Origin of the sequence: Pseudomonas sp. W3I7 (genome assembly GCF_030816095.1) — a bacterium.
Classification (GTDB): domain Bacteria; phylum Pseudomonadota; class Gammaproteobacteria; order Pseudomonadales; family Pseudomonadaceae; genus Aquipseudomonas; species Aquipseudomonas salomonii.
Genome location: NZ_JAUSXP010000001.1, coordinates 240,517 through 254,358, shown reverse-complemented (window position 1 = coordinate 254,358; position 13,842 = coordinate 240,517). Strand labels below are relative to the sequence as shown.

Here is a 13,842-nt window from a genome sequence, read left to right as displayed (position 1 = left end):
TTAATTCGCCTCTAGAAGTGGGTCGAGTGCGCGAACGTGCTCGACTTGCCAGCCAATCGGTACCACGTCGCCGACCGCAAGCGCTGTGTCCAGCTCAGCAATCGGTTGTTTCACAAAAAAATCGGCCTTGCCGCAGACTTCCAGGCGCACACGCACGTGGTCGCCCAGGTAGATAAATTCCGCCACCCGCCCAGAGAAGCGGTTGACGCAGGACTCACTGGAGCCATTGAGGCTGACGCGCTCCGGGCGTACTGACAGGGTGACCGGGCCGCCGAGCTGGCCGACATTCACTGCCAGCGCCTCAACCTTTTCGCCGCGCGCCAACTCCACCACGCAGCGTTCGCCGGTGTGGCTGTGCAGGCGGCCATTGAGTCGGTTGTTCTCGCCGATGAAGTTGGCGACGAAGGTATTTTTTGGCTCTTCGTACAGCGTGCGCGGCGCGGCGATCTGCTGGATCTCACCCTGGTGGAACACCGCCACGCGGTCGGACATGGTCAAGGCTTCGCCCTGGTCGTGGGTCACGTACACCACGGTCACGCCGAGGCGCTGGTGCAGGTGCTTGATCTCCATCTGCATGTGTTCGCGCAGTTGTTTATCGAGGGCGCCGAGGGGTTCGTCCATCAACACCAGCTGCGGTTCGAACACCAGCGCCCGGGCCAAGGCCACGCGCTGTTGCTGACCGCCGGAGAGTTGCGCCGGGTAACGCTGGGCGAAGGCATCCAGCTGGACCATGCTCAGTACGCGTTTGACCCGCTCGCTGATATCGGGCTTGCTCAAGCCGCGCACCGACAAGGGGAATGCCAGGTTCTCTGCCACCGTCATGTGCGGGAACAGCGCGTAGTTCTGGAACACCATGCCGATGTCGCGCTTGTGCGGCGGCACATTGTTGATAGCGCGCCCGGCGAGCAAGATTTCCCCGGCGGTCGGCGTCTCGAAACCGGCGAGCATCATCAGGCTGGTGGTCTTGCCCGAACCGGACGGCCCGAGCAGGGTGAGGAACTCGCCCTTGCGAATCTCCAGGTTGAGGTCTTTGACGATCAGGTTCTCGCCGTCGTAGCTCTTCTGTACGCCACGAAAGCTGACCAGCACATCATTTGAATCCACCTCGCTCATACCCGCACCTTTTGTTTTGGACTGCTGTGGCACAAAGCGTAGTCCAGGCGCGAGGCCCCGGAAATCGGGGGCCAGGAGAGAATCACATCAGCAGGATGGAAGGTTGGGGGTAGGGATCGCCCTACACCGATGGCGGGGATGGAACACTGTCAGCGCGACACGTGCCTGAAATGGCTTCGGCAGGGCTCAAAGGCCGTCGTAAACAGGCATGTCGTCACAACAGCTTGTGTTCCATGGCGTACTTCACCAACTCAGCCAGCGACGTGATATGGAGCTTTTGCATCAACCGCGCCTTGTGGGTGCTGATGGTCTTGCTGCTCAGCGCCAGTTGCTGGGCGATGTCATTGACGTTGGCGCCCTGGGCCAGGCGCTCGAACACCGAGAACTCGCGCTCCGACAGTAATGAATGCAACGGCCGCGTATCGGTGAGGCCGACCTCAAAAACCATGCGGTCCGCCAGGTCCGGGTCGATGTAACGCCCGCCCGCCGCCACCTTGCGAATCGCCGTCAGTAACAGCGCCGGGTCACTGTCCTTGGTGGCATACCCCGCCGCCCCGACTTTCAGGGCGCGGGCAGCCATTTGCGCTTCATCGTGCATCGACAGCACCAGAATCGCGGGCGGGTTACTCAATGCACGGATGCGCGCAATCGCTTCCAGGCCATTGACCCCCGGCATCGAGATATCCAGCAATACCACCTCACAGGCGATATGGCGCAAGGTCTCCAGCAACTGCTCGCCATTGCTGGCCTCGCCGACCACCAGCAGGTCTTTGGCCAGGCCAATCAATTGCTTGATGCCTTCACGAACAATGGTGTGGTCTTCGGCTACCAATACGCGAATCACAGGGGCTTGCTCCTATCGTTATGCATCCAACGGCACCGTGACACTCAAGGTGGTGCCCTCCCCCAGCTCGCTGTGCAGGCTCAATTGCCCGCCCATCATCAGCACCCGCTCACGCATGCCGACTACGCCAAAGGACACCGGGCGACCTGGGTTCTCGACGAAGCCGACGCCGTCATCGCTGATGGTCAGCCGCAAGTCGGCGCTTTCCACCGTCAGGGTCAGTTCGACAGTATGCGCCTGGGCATGACGCATCACATTGGTCAGCGCCTCCTGCAGGATACGGAACAGGCCAATAGCCTTGGCGTCGCTGAGGGCCGGCAGGTTATCCGGGACTTGTACCAGACAGGGAATGTGCGTGCGCGCTTCGAAGCGGCGGGCTTGCCATTCAATCGCCGAGGCGATGCCGGCGTCGAGAATCGGCGGGCGTAGCGCGGTCGCCACATCCCGGACAAGCTGGAACAACTGGGCGATCAGGCGTTTCATGCTGTTCAGGCGCTCGGTCAAGCCCGGGTCCAATTGCGCATAGGCCAATTCGCACATCGACGTCTCCAGCTTGAGCACCGTGAGCATCTGACCCAACTCGTCATGCACTTCACGGGCGATACGCGCCTTTTCCTCTTCGCGCACGGTTTCGAGGTGGGCAGAGAGCTCGCGCAGCTGTGTTTCGCTTTGCTGCAAGGCGGCCACGTAACGACGGCGCTCGGTGACGTCGTTGAGATAAACCACCAGGTATTCGCCCTCGGCAAAGCGCAGAAAGCTCAACGACACATCCGCCGGCAGGATGCTGCCGTCAGCGCGCACGCAATCGGCGGCGAAGGTCTGCGGGCCCTCTTCGCTGGCACGCGCACGCTTCCATACGTCGAGCCAGCGGTCCATATTCAAGGTCGGGTCAAAATCGATCAGCGGTCGCTCGATCAGCGCGCCGGCGGCGTAGCCCAGCATGGTCTCGGCGGCGCGGTTGGCGTAACGCACATGGCTGTCCCAATTGACCCAAAGAATGCCGACCGTACTTTGATCGATGGAGAACTGCGTCAGCCGCAACGCTTCGGCACCGGCCGCACGCGCGGCGCTTTCTTCCCGGGCGGACAGTAAGCTGTGTTCCAGCACTCGCTGGTGACGGCGCTGCCAAAACACCACGGCGAGGCTGGCGAGCAGGAACATCGCCAAGAGCAGGCTGAGGTTTTGCCACAGGCCCGGCGATTCCGTCAGCCTTGGGTATTGGGGTTGCAGCCAGCGGCTGTGCAATTGGTCGAGGTCGCGGGCGGGTATCGCGCGCAAGGCACTTTGCATGATGCTCGCCAGTTCCGGCCACTCACGGCGGGTGGCCACACGCAGCAATTGCGGCAGGCCGATATCGCCGACCACCGCCAGCCCGGCAAACTCCGCCTCGCCGGACAATCGGCTCAATTGCGCTTCATCCACCACCGCATAACGCGCCTGCTGGCTCACCAACAATTGCAGGGCCTGGCGCTCCAGGGGCACGCCTTGCAGGTTGAGGTTGGGGTAATTGCTGCGCAGGTAATCGGCGACAGCGCTGGGCATGCGCACGGCGACACGGGACAGCTCGTCAAGCTTTTCCAGCTCCACCGCGCCGCCGCCCTCGCGAATGCCGACGATATGCTGAGGCACGCGCATATAAGGGTCGCTGAATAACCACAAACGCAAGCCGGCCGGGGTTTGCTGCAGGCCCGGGGCGATATCCACCTCGCCATCGCGTACGGCGGCTTCCAGTTGCTCCTGGCTGGGGAAATTGCGCCAAGTCAGCTCGATATTCAGCGCTTTGGCCAGCCACTGCATCAACTCGACATTCGCCCCGGACAAGCGCTGCAGGCGCCGGTCGTATTGGGCGTACGGTGCTTGCAATACCACGCCCACGCGCAGCTGCGGGTGCTGCGCCAGCCATTCACGCTGCTGAGCATTGAGCTGCGCCTGCGGCGCGACAGGCGCAGGCGCGGCATTCGCCATCAAGGCAAAGCACACACAGCCGATAACCAGCAGACAGCGAAAACCCATGATCCACGTCTCACATCACTGACAAACACTGACCAACCCATTAGGCTGCTGGAATCACTTCTGGCCGGGAATTAACGATGCCCTTTACCCACCGTTCGGCACTGCCAGCATTGTGCCTATCGCTGCTATTTACCAGCGCCTTTTCTGTTCAAGCCGCCGACACGCCTGCGCCCACCGCCGAAAAACCGGCTGAACGCCAACCGCTGCCCGAGCGCAGTCAGGAAGAAGCCAGCGCCCTGGAACGTCAACTGCCGACACAGGAACAGCAACAATTGCAGGCCGGCAGCGATTCATTCCTGGCCCTGTGGAAACCGGCCAACAGCGCCGAATCTGAAGGTGTGGTGATCATTGTGCCGGGCGCCGGGGAAAGTGCCGATTGGCCACAAGCAATCGCGCCGCTACGCCGCAAGTTACCCGATGCCGATTGGGGCACCCTGAGCCTGTCGTTGCCGGATGTGAACCTCGACACCTTGCCGCCTCGGGTCATGGAGTCGCCCAAAACAGCGGTCGACACCAGCAGCAAAGACGGCAGCACGGCCGCCAAACCGATCGAACAAGCCGCCAGCGCCGAAGCCGAAGGCACTGACCCGGCGGTGGTGCCGGGTGCTGATGAACAGGACAAGACCGACGCCAAGCGCATCTTTGATCGCATCGACGCCGCCGTTGCCTTTGCCCAAACCCAAAGCGCGCGCAGTGTGGTGCTGCTCGGCCACGGCACCGGCGCCTGGTGGGCCGCGCGCTACCTGAGCGAGAAACAGCCGTCCCAAGTGCAGAAGCTGGTGATGGTGGCCGGCAAGACGCCAGCGGCCAGGCAGCCGGACCTGCAAAAACTGGCGCCGGCGCTGAAAGTGCCGACGGCGGATGTGTATTACCAGGACGACGCTCAGGCGCGCAAAAACGCCCTGGAACGTATGCAGGCCGCCAAGCGGGGGAAGAATGATGGCTATAAACAGGTGTCGCTCAAGACTCTGCCGGGCAACAGTGCGGCTGAGCAAGAGCAGCTGTATCGGCGGGTTCGTGGGTGGTTGAGCCCGGAGCCGGCCTCCAACTGATCCTGGCCTGGTAACCCGATCAACTGTGGGAGCTGGCTTGCCTGCGATAGCGGACTGTCAGTGACATCTGTGTTACTGACACATCGCTATCGCAGGCAAGCCAGCTCCCACACTGATCGGATTGTCACTTCCAAATTGACGTGACTATCGAAAATCCCGCCGTTCACGAATCAACGCATAAGCATTGTGCAGCTCGCGGGTACGTTCGGTGGCCTCACGCACTTGCGCCAGGCTTGCTCCCGTGCCGGCGATCTTGTCCGGGTGATGGCGGCTGAGCAGGCGGCGATAGGCGCGTTTGATCGCCGCCGGTTCGCTGGTGGACGTCACCCCTAGAATCCGCAGTGCCTCCTGATACGCCCCGCCACGATTGGCCAATGGCTTGCGTTCGGGGGCGTAATCAGACGCCAGCGCCTGCAGCTGTTGCGGCGTCCACCCCAGCCACTTGCCCCACAGGTCAATCAGGTCGCGTTCGGCGTCATCGGCCCTGCCGTCCGCCCAGGCCATGCGCCAGCATGCACGCAACACACCTTCTGCCGCATGGGGTTGGGCTTTGAGTACGCGCAGGTAATTGCGCACCCGGTCGGATCCCGACTTGCCACGATTGAACGCGGTAATCGCCCGACGCTGGGCCGGTTCGCTCATGTCCAGTGCGCGCATTTCCTGACGCGCCTGCTGGATATGCCCAGCCACCACCCGGCCATTACTCTTGGCCAGGCGCCCCAACAATACAAACAGCAATTCGTCGTTGCGCAATGCCGGGCGCCCACCCAGGCGCTCGCGCAATTGCGCCCAGCTGTGCAACTGCAGGCGGCGATCCAGTGCCTGCCCCAGTAACGCGCCCAACAAGGCCCCCGGAATACTGGCAATGGCAAAGCCAGCCCCGGCACCGATCAGTGTCCCTGGCCACAACATCTTATTGCTCCGCAGTCAGCAAGGTTTCAACCTGCGCCAGACGCTCCAGCGTGCCGACATCAATCCAGCGTCCTGTCATGTGCTCTCCCGTTACCAGACCTTTGGCCATGGCCTCCCGCAACAGCGGCGCCAGTTTGAAGGCACCGGCGCTGCAGCCCGCAAACAACTGTGGGTCGAGCACTGAAATGCCACTGAAGGTCAGGTTATCGGCACCGGGCGCGGCATCATGAAGCAGACCGTTGTCCAAATAAAAGTCGCCTCCCGTTGGCGCATGGGCAGGCATGTCGACCATAACCAAGTGGGCAAGGCCCTCCAGCGCCTTGTTGTGCAGACTGGCGAAATCGAAGTCCGTCCAGATATCGCCGTTGACCAACAGGAAAGGCTCGTCGCCCAGCAGCGGCAATGCCTTGAAAATCCCGCCGCCGGTTTCCAGTGGCTCGCCCTCGGCTGAATACTGAATGCGCAAGCCAAACTGCGCACCATCACCCAGATAGCTTTCAATCTGCTGGCCGAGCCAGGCATGGTTGATCACGATATCGGTGAAGCCGGCCTTGGCCAGCGCCTCCAGGTGATACTCGATCAAACGCTTGCCGCCCGCCTCCACCAGCGGTTTGGGCGTGTGCAACGTGAGCGGACGCATCCGCTCACCTTTGCCGGCGGCCAGAATCATGGCCTTCATACGCGCACCTCGGCCGGTTCACGCAGGCTGGCGAGCAACTCACCCAACTCGTCCAGCTCAGGCCGGTCGGCCAGTACGGCTTCTATATAAGCAAAGAAACGCGGCACATCGGCCAGGTAGCGTGGCTTGCCGTCGCGATGGCAGATGCGCGCAAAAATACCGATGACCTTGAGGTGGCGCTGCACGCCCATCAGGTCGCTGGCCCGCAGGAACGCCTCGAAATCAGTCTGCACCGGGATGCCCAAGGCGCCGGCACGCGCCCAGTAGCCGCGCTGCCACTCGCGCACGCGGGCCTTGGGCCAGCTGAGAAACGCATCCTTGAACAGACACGTGATGTCATAGGTAACCGGGCCATAGACCGCGTCCTGGAAATCCAGCACCCCCGGGTTAGGCTCGCCGATCATCAGGTTGCGCGGCATATAGTCGCGATGCACCAGCACTTTGGGCTGGGCCAGGGCGCTGTCGATCAGGTGATCGCTGACGCGCTGCCATAAGGCCTGCTGCCGGGTGTCAAATTCGATACCCAAATGCCGGCGCACGTACCACTCTGGAAACAATTCCAGCTCACGACGCAACAAGGCCACGTCATAGCTGGGCAGCGGTGCGTCCATCGGCAATTGCTGAAAAGCCAGCAATGCGTCGATGGCATCGGCGAACAATTGGTCGGCGTTTTGTTCGTCAATCACGTCCAGATAGGTTTTTCTGCCCAGGTCATTAAGCAAAAGAAAGCCGCGCGGCAAATCTTCTGCATAAATTTTTGGCACATTTATTCCCGATTTCGCGAGTAAATCAGCGATATCGACGAAAGGTTTGCAGTTTTCCTGGGGCGGTGGAGCGTCCATGACGACGAACGTGCGACCGCCACCCTCCCAGCGGAAATAACGCCTGAAACTCGCGTCGCTGCTGGCCGCGGTCAATGTGGCCGGAGGTACGACACCCCAGTCCTGAGCGTTGAAAAGGATCGGCAACTGCTCATCCAGCCAAACTTTCAGCTGTTGTAAACGTAGATCTTGCTCGGGCATTACAAGGGTCTCCGACGGCGCTAGCCGTCAAGCGGGTCATGCTTTATTATCACGCATCTTTTTCAGACCATCGAGAGGCGTGCGGCCCAAACCGCGGGCAGATGGCACGCAGGAAGCCCGGACTAATAAGATGGCATTGAAATCCCCCGCGTTTCGTAGAAAATTTCCGTTGCTGGTAACCGGCAGTCTGCTGGCCATGCAACCTTTCGCCACCTCATTCGTGGTCGCCGCGGAACAGTATGACTGCTCAGTCTCTGCTTCGGGTGCCTGGGATTGCGCGCCAAAAACCGCCGCAGCCCCATTACCACCGCGCCCGGTGCACGACGGTGCAGCCGTCAGCGCCGCTGGCAGCACGGCGCAAGCCGATGCTGGCGGCAGCGCTGCGGCCGAGCCGAAGACCACCCTGGTCACCGAGTCCAAGGGCCGTGGCCTGCGTTCGCGCAGTGCCGACTACAGCCACCTGGACTGGGTGCCTCGCGACAAGCTGACCGCAGCCCAACTGGCTGAGACCGGCCCGTATTGCTCCGGCGCGTACATCGAGCCGACCCGTCCTGGCATGAACGACAAGACGGACAAAAGCGATTCGCCGACCTTCATCGGTGCCAAGGTGTCTCGCTACGAGCAGGAACAGCAGGTTGCGACCCTGGCCGGTGACGTCGTCATGCGCCAGGGCAGCATGCAGCTGGAGGCTCAGGAAGCCAACCTGTACCAGGCCGAGAACCGTGGCGAGCTGAACGGCGATGTGCGTCTGCGCGACAACGGAGCGCTGATCGTCGGCGACCACGCCGAGGTGCAGCTCGATACCGGTGCGGCCCAGATCGACAACGCCGAATACGTGCTGCACAAGTCGCGTGTTCGCGGTAACGCGCTGTACGCCAAACGTGCCGAAAACGCGATCATCCGTCTCAAGGACGGTACGTACACCACCTGCGAGCCGGACAGCAACGCCTGGCAGCTCAAGGGCAACAACATCACGTTGAACCCGGCCACCGGTTTCGGTACGGCCACCAACGCGACGTTGCGGATCAAGAACATCCCGATCCTCTATACCCCGTACATCTACTTCCCGATCGACGACCGTCGTCAATCCGGCTTCCTGCCGCCAAGCTTCAGCACCGGCAGCGAAACCGGCTTTACCCTGATTACGCCGTATTACTTCAACCTGGCGCCAAACTACGACGCCACGTTGTACCCGCAATACATGACCAAACGCGGCTTGATGATGGAAGGCGAATTCCGCTACCTCACCAAGTCCAGCGAAGGGCAGTTCGGCGGCGCGTATCTGAACGACGACAGCGACGAGCGCAAGAAACAGACCGATTACGAAAAAACCCGTTACATGCTCAATTGGCAGCATAAAGGCGGGCTTGATTCGCGACTGACGACACTGGTTGACTACACCAAGATCAGCGATCCGTACTTTTACCAGGATCTGAAAACCAACCAGGAAGGCGTTCAAGCTCAGGACTTCGTGAACCAACAGGGCGCCTTGACCTATCGCGGCGATTCCTACCAGGCGCGTTTGAACGTCCAGGCTTATCAGCTGGCGACCGTTTCGCAGATCACCCCGTATGACCGTCTGCCGCAGCTGACCTTCAACGGCATGTTGCCTTACCATCCTGGTGGCGTAGATCTCGCTTATGAAACCGAAGCTGTAAGGTTTGATCGGGATCTCGAAACCGGCAACTACACGGAAAAAGACGGCGGCCCATTCAACCCGTTCCCACAGGGAAATGGCACGCCTCGCCTGGACACCTACGTATTGGGCTTGAACCGTGCGAACGGTACGCGCCTGAACCTGGCGCCAAGCATTTCCCTGCCGATGACCGCGACCTACGGCTACATCACGCCGAAGCTCAAGTACGTGTACACCAAGTACGATCTTGACCTGGACAGCACGGGCAAAAACGATCTGCTGGTCAATCGTAATAACGCCTCCCAATTGGGTGAGAGCTTCAACAGCTCACAGGATCGCGCAGTTCCAATCGCCAGCATCGACAGCGGCCTGTATTTCGACCGCAATACCCAATGGTTCGGCGAAAACTATCGCCAGACCCTTGAACCGCGCATGTTCTATCTCTACGTCCCAGAGAAAGATCAGAAGAACATTCCGGTGTTCGATACCAGCGAAAACGTGTTCAGCTACTCCTCGCTGTTCCGGGATAACCGTTTCTCCGGTTCGGACCGTATCGGCGACGAGAACAAACTGTCGTTTGGCTTGACCAGCCGCTGGATTCAAGAAAACGGCTTTGAGCGTCAACGTGCATCCATCGGCCAGGCGGTCTACTTCAAGGATCGTGAAGTTCAATTGCCAGGTATTGATGCCAAGACGCGTGATGACGCTCATTCGAATGTCTCGCCAATCGCCTTGGAATACGAGTTCCGCTTCAACCGCGACTGGCGCGCCACTGCCGACTATAACTGGGACACCGAAAGCCACAGTCCTCGTTCCGGCAGCGCGATGTTCCACTACCAGCCGGAAGACAACCCGAACAAGGTTATCAACCTCGGCTATCGCTATCGCAACGACCAGGTGGTCTACAACCAGCTGACCGGCAAATGGCAGTTCGGTGGCGACTTCGGCACCGAAGGCCAGCCTGGGTTCGTGAAGGATTACTACAAAATCCAGCAACACGACTTCTCGATGATGTGGCCGATCATTCCGCAGTGGAACCTGATCACCCGCTGGCAGTATGACTATGCCCGCAACCGCACTCTGGAAGCCTTCGGTGGTTTCGAGTACGACAACTGCTGCTGGAAACTGCGCGTGATCAACCGTTACTGGGTTTCCAACGACGAATACACTCAGATCGCCCCACAGAACGAAAAGGGTGACCACGGGCTCTTCTTCCAGATCGTCCTCAAAGGACTCGGCGGCCTGACCGGCGCCAAGGTAGAGAGCTTCCTCGACAAAGGCATTGAAGGTTATCGTGAACGTGAAGACCAAGCTTTCTGATTGCTTGCGCCCGCTAGTACTGGGCGCGCTGTTCCTGGGGGCCGCATCGGCGCACGCTGCGGTTCAACAGCTGGACAAGGTAGTGGCCATCGTCGATAACGACGTGATCATGCAGAGCCAACTCGACCAACGGGTCAAGGAAGTTCAGCAAACCATCGCCAAACGTGGCGGCGGCGTACCGCCTACCAGCGTGCTGGACCCACAGGTACTTGAGCGCCTGATCGTCGAAAACCTGCAACTGCAGATCGGCGAGCGCTCCGGCATCCGTATTTCGGACGAAGAACTGAACCAGGCCGTCGGCACCATCGCTCAACGCAATAACATGAGCATTGACCAGTTCAAGGCTGCCCTGGCCCACGATGGTTTGTCTTATGAAGACGCCCGTGACCAGATCAAGCGTGAAATGATCATCAGCCGTGTGCGTCAGCGCCGTGTAGCGGAGCGGGTTCAGGTGTCTGAGCAGGAAGTGAAGAACTTCCTGGCCTCGGACCTCGGCAAGATGCAGCTCTCCGAAGAACTGCACCTGGCCAATATCCTGGTTCCAACCCCGGACAGCGCCAGCTCCCAGCAGCTCAACGCAGCTGCGGCGAAAACCCAGGCTATTTATGATCGCCTGAAAGCCGGTGCTGACTTTGCCCAGACGGCCATCGCCATGTCCGGCAGCGACAACGCCCTGGACGGCGGTGACATGGGCTGGCGTAAAGCCGCGCAACTGCCACCTCCGTTCGACCGTGAGCTGAGCGCCATGAATGTGGGTGAAATCACCCAGCCAGCGCGTACTCCAGGCGGTTTCATCATCCTCAAGTTGCTCGGCAAACGCGGCGGCGAGACCTCGCTGAAAGACGAAGTGCATGTTCGTCATATCCTGGTCAAACCAAGCGAAATCCGCACCGAGGCGCAAACCAAGGAGCTGGCCCAGAAGATCTATGACCGCATCGAAGGCGGTGAAGACTTCGCCACCCTGGCCAAGAGCTTCTCGGAAGACCCGGGTTCGGCCCTCAACGGTGGCGACCTGAACTGGATCGACCCGAAAGCGCTGGTGCCAGAGTTCCAGGACGTCATGGCCAAGACCCCGCAAGGCGTTCTGTCCAAGCCGTTCAAGACCCAATATGGCTGGCACGTCCTGGAAGTTCTTGGCCGTCGCGCCACCGACAACACCACCCAGGCCCGCGAGCAACAAGCCCTGACCGTGCTGCGTAACCGCAAGTACGACGAAGAGCTGCAAACCTGGTTGCGTCAGATCCGTGACGAAGCCTACGTAGAGAACAAGCTGCCAGGCGCCGAGCAAACAGGCACCGACCAGGCAGCACAGTGAAACCCCAGCGTTTCGCGGTAACACCCGGCGAGCCGGCCGGCATTGGTCCAGACCTGTGCCTGCTGCTCGCCTCGCACCCTCAGCCACACCCCCTGATTGCCATTACCAGCCGCGACCTGCTCCTTGAGCGGGCCGCGCAGCTGGGTGTGGCTGTCACCTTGCTGGACGTGGCGCCGGGCAACTGGCCCGACCTGCCCGCCCCGGCCGGCAGCCTGTATGTGTGGAACACCCCGCTGGCAGCCAAGGTGGTAGCCGGGCAACTGGACAAGGCCAACGCGGCGTTTGTACTGGAGACCCTGACGCGTGCCGGCCAAGGCTGCATCGACGGCGACTTCGCCGGCATGATCACCGCCCCGGTGCATAAAGGCGTGATCAACGAATCCGGCATTGCCTTTTCCGGCCATACCGAATTCCTCGCCGAGCTGACCCATACCGAACAAGTCGTGATGATGCTGGCCACGCGCGGCCTGCGGGTTGCGCTGGTAACCACGCACCTGCCGTTGCGCGATATCGCCAATGCCATCACTGCCGAGCGTGTAGAGCGCGTCACACGCATCCTGCACGCCGACCTGCAACACAAATTCGGCATTGCCCAACCGCGCATCCTGGTCTGTGGGCTCAACCCGCATGCCGGTGAAGGCGGGCATTTGGGCCATGAAGAAATCGACATCATCGAACCGACATTAGAGCGCCTGCGCCAAGAAGGCATGGACCTGCGTGGCCCATTGCCTGCAGACACTCTGTTTACCCCCAAATATCTGGAGCACTGCGACGCAGTGCTGGCGATGTACCATGACCAGGGGCTGCCCGTGCTGAAGTACAAAGGCTTCGGCGCCGCAGTCAACGTGACACTGGGCCTGCCGATCATCCGCACCTCCGTCGACCATGGCACCGCCCTGGACCTGGCGGGCAGCGGCAAGATCGATACCGGCAGCCTGCACGTAGCCCTGGAAACCGCCTATCAGATGGCCGAGACCCGTATATGACTGAGCATTACCAACACCGGGCGCGCAAGCGCTTCGGGCAAAACTTCCTGCACGACGCTGGCGTGATCGACCGTATCCTGCGCTCCATCCATGCCAAGCCAGAAGATCGCTTGCTGGAAATCGGCCCGGGCCAGGGCGCCTTGACCCAAGGCCTGCTCAACAGTGGTGGCCAGTTGGACGTGGTGGAGCTGGACAAGGACTTGATCCCGATCCTCAACCAGCAATTTGCCGGCATGCCCAACTTCAACCTGCACCAGGGCGACGCGCTGAAGTTTGACTTCAACAGCCTCAACGCTGCACCCAACAGCCTGCGCGTGGTAGGCAACCTGCCGTACAACATCTCCACGCCGCTGATTTTTCACCTGCTGAACAACGCCGGGATCATCCGCGACATGCACTTCATGCTGCAAAAGGAAGTGGTTGAGCGTTTGGCCGCAGGCCCAGGTGGTGGTGATTGGGGCCGTCTGTCGATCATGGTTCAGTACCATTGCCGCGTAGAGCACCTGTTCAACGTCGGCCCTGGCGCCTTCAACCCGCCGCCGAAGGTCGACTCGGCCATCGTGCGCCTGGTGCCGCACGCGGTGCTGCCGCACCCGGCCAAGGACCACAAGCTGCTGGAGCGCGTGGTACGCGAAGCGTTCAACCAACGCCGCAAGACGCTGCGCAACACCCTCAAGGCGCTGTTGAGCAATGCCGAGATCGAAGCCGCCGGCGTTGACGGCGGCCTGCGCCCCGAGCAACTGGACCTGGCCGCATTTGTGCGCCTGGCCGATCAGCTTGCGATCCAGCCCGCGCCCGTAGTGGAATAGGCCGTAAGAACTCGATGCAATCCAATGTGGGAGCGGGCTTGCTCGCGAATGCGCAGTGTCAGTCACCGAATGTGTAACTGATGCACCGCCTTCGCGAGCAAGCCCGCTCCCACATTTGCGCTGCGTTATACCGATAACGCT

General features: G+C 60.9%; 11 protein-coding genes. 5 read left to right on the top strand and 6 right to left on the bottom strand.

Translation table 11 applies throughout. The features are described 5' to 3' along the window. From QF043_RS01190 to QF043_RS01180, 3 genes are all read right to left on the bottom strand, one after another. A complete protein-coding gene (locus tag QF043_RS01190) occupies window positions 1-1,113 on the bottom strand; it encodes an ABC transporter ATP-binding protein (RefSeq protein WP_307417257.1) in 1,113 nt (370 codons plus the stop codon). A 214-nt stretch (window positions 1,114-1,327) separates the two neighbouring features. After that, window positions 1,328-1,957, bottom strand: coding sequence for a response regulator transcription factor (locus QF043_RS01185; RefSeq protein WP_017138071.1), 630 nt, complete (start codon window positions 1,955-1,957; stop codon window positions 1,328-1,330). Between the two features lie 18 nt (window positions 1,958-1,975). Next, a complete protein-coding gene (locus QF043_RS01180; RefSeq protein WP_307417255.1) occupies window positions 1,976-3,970 on the bottom strand; it encodes a histidine kinase in 1,995 nt (664 codons plus the stop codon). 77 nt (window positions 3,971-4,047) lie between these two features. Here QF043_RS01180 and QF043_RS01175 point away from each other — a divergent pair, with 77 nt between their 5' ends. Beyond that, window positions 4,048-5,022, top strand: coding sequence for an alpha/beta hydrolase family protein (locus tag QF043_RS01175; RefSeq protein WP_307417254.1), 975 nt, complete (start codon window positions 4,048-4,050; stop codon window positions 5,020-5,022). A gap of 144 nt (window positions 5,023-5,166) precedes the next feature. Here QF043_RS01175 and QF043_RS01170 read toward each other — a convergent pair whose 3' ends face one another. Genes QF043_RS01170 through QF043_RS01160 form a run of 3 tightly spaced genes read right to left on the bottom strand, consistent with a single transcriptional unit; the run spans window position 5,167 to window position 7,635 of the window. Continuing rightward, the gene (locus QF043_RS01170; protein ID WP_307417253.1) at window positions 5,167-5,934 is read right to left on the bottom strand and encodes a TerB family tellurite resistance protein; all 768 of its coding nucleotides are present in this window, start codon (window positions 5,932-5,934) and stop codon (window positions 5,167-5,169) included. 1 nt (window position 5,935) lies between these two features. Next, window positions 5,936-6,613 carry an N-acetylmuramate alpha-1-phosphate uridylyltransferase MurU gene (gene murU / locus QF043_RS01165; RefSeq protein ID WP_305456115.1) on the bottom strand — a complete coding sequence of 226 codons (678 nt, stop codon included), beginning with the start codon at window positions 6,611-6,613 and terminating at the stop codon, window positions 5,936-5,938. Then, on the bottom strand, window positions 6,610-7,635 hold the full coding sequence (locus QF043_RS01160) for an aminoglycoside phosphotransferase family protein (RefSeq protein ID WP_307417252.1): 1,026 nt from the start codon (window positions 7,633-7,635) through the stop codon (window positions 6,610-6,612). Before QF043_RS01160 ends, murU begins: the two co-directional genes overlap by 4 nt. A 130-nt stretch (window positions 7,636-7,765) precedes the next feature. Here QF043_RS01160 and QF043_RS01155 point away from each other — a divergent pair, with 130 nt between their 5' ends. Genes QF043_RS01155 through rsmA form a run of 4 tightly spaced genes read left to right on the top strand, consistent with a single transcriptional unit; the run spans window position 7,766 to window position 13,701 of the window. Further along, a complete protein-coding gene (locus QF043_RS01155) occupies window positions 7,766-10,591 on the top strand; it encodes an LPS-assembly protein LptD (RefSeq protein WP_307417251.1) in 2,826 nt (941 codons plus the stop codon). After that, window positions 10,566-11,906 (top strand): peptidylprolyl isomerase, encoded by a 1,341-nt coding sequence (locus QF043_RS01150; protein WP_307417250.1) that lies wholly within the window; start codon window positions 10,566-10,568, stop codon window positions 11,904-11,906. Before QF043_RS01155 ends, QF043_RS01150 begins: the two co-directional genes overlap by 26 nt. Continuing rightward, on the top strand, window positions 11,903-12,892 hold the full coding sequence (gene pdxA, locus QF043_RS01145) for a 4-hydroxythreonine-4-phosphate dehydrogenase PdxA (RefSeq protein ID WP_307417249.1): 990 nt from the start codon (window positions 11,903-11,905) through the stop codon (window positions 12,890-12,892). The genes QF043_RS01150 and pdxA overlap by 4 nt, the downstream gene beginning before the upstream one ends. Continuing rightward, window positions 12,889-13,701, top strand: coding sequence for a 16S rRNA (adenine(1518)-N(6)/adenine(1519)-N(6))-dimethyltransferase RsmA (gene rsmA / locus QF043_RS01140; RefSeq protein ID WP_065929386.1), 813 nt, complete (start codon window positions 12,889-12,891; stop codon window positions 13,699-13,701). Before pdxA ends, rsmA begins: the two co-directional genes overlap by 4 nt. Window positions 13,702-13,842: the final 141 nt, after the last annotated feature.